The 1743-nt window shown below is 58.7% G+C and carries 1 protein-coding gene; it reads right to left on the bottom strand.

Features of this window, described 5'->3' with window-relative positions; translation table 11 throughout:
* Positions 1 to 73: 73 nt before the first annotated feature.
* The gene (gene ltrA, locus ECTPHS_RS13600; protein ID WP_210386939.1) at positions 74 to 1324 is read right to left on the bottom strand and encodes a group II intron reverse transcriptase/maturase; all 1251 of its coding nucleotides are present in this window, start codon (positions 1322 to 1324) and stop codon (positions 74 to 76) included.
* Positions 1325 to 1743 lie beyond the last annotated feature (419 nt).

Here is a 1743-nt window from a genome sequence, read left to right as displayed (position 1 = left end):
TATCGGGTCGGAGGGGGGCTAGCCCCCGTCCGCCCACACCACCGGGCATACGGATCCGTACCACGGCGGTTGGTCAAGTGTTGGCGAACCGGTTCATGTAGAAATTCACACCCCGGAAGCCTTGGTCGCGCCACCAGTGGTTATTCATCAGAAACCGCGTGTGGTGGAGTTGGGCCAAGAACCACCAGCGCTTGTGTTGGCTGTAGCCTCGGGCTTCGTCCACCGGCAAACCGAGTTCGATCATCTTTCTCACCCGGGTTCGCGGTTTGAACCACTGTTTCATCAGGCACATCCGTAAACGGCTTCGGATCCAGCCGTCGAGGTCCGCAAACAACCGGTGCGTCTTTGCCAGCCGGAAGTAGCTGGCCCAGCCCCGAATGTATCTGTCGAGGCGGGCCAGTTTGACCCCGATTGCTTCTCGGTCATGCCCGCGGGTCAATTGCCTGACCCGTCTTTTGAAGCGCTTGACCGTCTCCGTGCTGCAGCGGATCCGGGGGCTGGCCATCCCAAGGAAGCCATAGCCCAGAAAGCTGCTTCTTGAAGCGGCCACGACGCGACTCTTGCTCCTGTTTACTGGGAGCTTCAGTCGTGTCTCCAGAAAGGCTGTCATGCTTTCCTTAACTCGGTGGCCCGCCCGAGGACTTTTGACGTAGACCTGACAGTCGTCGGCATATCGGCAGAACCGATGGCCTCTGGCTTCCAGTTCCTTGTCGAGTTCGTCGAGCAGGATGTTGCTGAGTAAGGGGCTCAGAGGAGATCCCTGAGGGGTGCCTTTCGCGCGTTGGCTGACGAGACCATCCATCATCATTCCCGATTGGAGGTAGCGGCGAATCAGGCCCAGCAAACGCTTGTCCTGAATGCGCCTCGCCAACCTGGCCATCAGGATGTCGTGGTTGACCTGATCAAAGAACTTCTCCAGGTCGATGTCGACCACGGTGGTGTAGCCCTGTTTGACGTAGTCATGGGCCTGCTCAATTGCCTGCCAGGCATTCCGGCCCGGCCTGAAGCCATAGCTTGCGGCGGAGAAGTCCTTCTCATAGTGCGGACTGAGCACTTGATGGATGGCTTGCTGGATCAGACGGTCAACCACGTTGGGAATTCCCAGCATACGGGATTTCCCGTTCCCTTTCGGGATGTGGACCGTCCTGACCGGCCCTGGCTGATAGGAACCTGACTGGAGTGATTCTTTGATCTCCGGCCAGGATGTCTTCAGTAGGTGCCCGGTCTCTTCAATGGTGTGTCCATCGGGGCCGGCGGCCCCTTTGTTGCTCCGCACCCGGTTCCATGCATCCGCCATGTTGGCGCTGTTCAGCACATCATCCATGGAGATCGGGTAGCGGGGTTCGCAAGGTCTCCAGTCTGTAATCAGTCTGCCGCTGCCAGTCAACTGCGGTCGGTTATCATCGCGTTGGTCAGAGATCACAGAGAAACCTTTCACTTGCCTTTGGCCCTTCGGTGGGATGTCGCCACCTACTATGGCCGCTGCTGACTTCCCTCATGCCCTTGCCGCTCCTCCCGCTGTGCAGTTGGTTTGGCTCCAACGGTCATAAGGGATCTCCCGGGGTAAGACGCACGTCTTTCCCGCCATGTAGCCGCCTCATATACGTGCTGCGCTGCCGTGTTGGGATGAGCTTTGTGTTCTTCAGCACACTCACTCCACGCAACCCGCCTCGTATGAGATTCGTGTTCCTCGGCTCGGCGGTTTGCCGCAGGCTTCCTTCAGATTCCACCTTGCGGTGGACA

The sequence above is a fragment of the Ectothiorhodospira sp. PHS-1 genome (assembly GCF_000225005.1).
Taxonomy (GTDB): domain Bacteria; phylum Pseudomonadota; class Gammaproteobacteria; order Ectothiorhodospirales; family Ectothiorhodospiraceae; genus Ectothiorhodospira.
The sequence above is the reverse complement of the archived record's forward strand: the minus strand, read 5'-3'. Positions and strand labels throughout refer to the sequence as shown.

What these genes read in the sequence shown, in the direction of transcription:
- ltrA (WP_210386939.1), bottom strand. Translation starts at nt 1,324, where the DNA reads ATGGATGATGTGCTGAACAGCGCCAACATGGCGGATGCATGGAACCGG.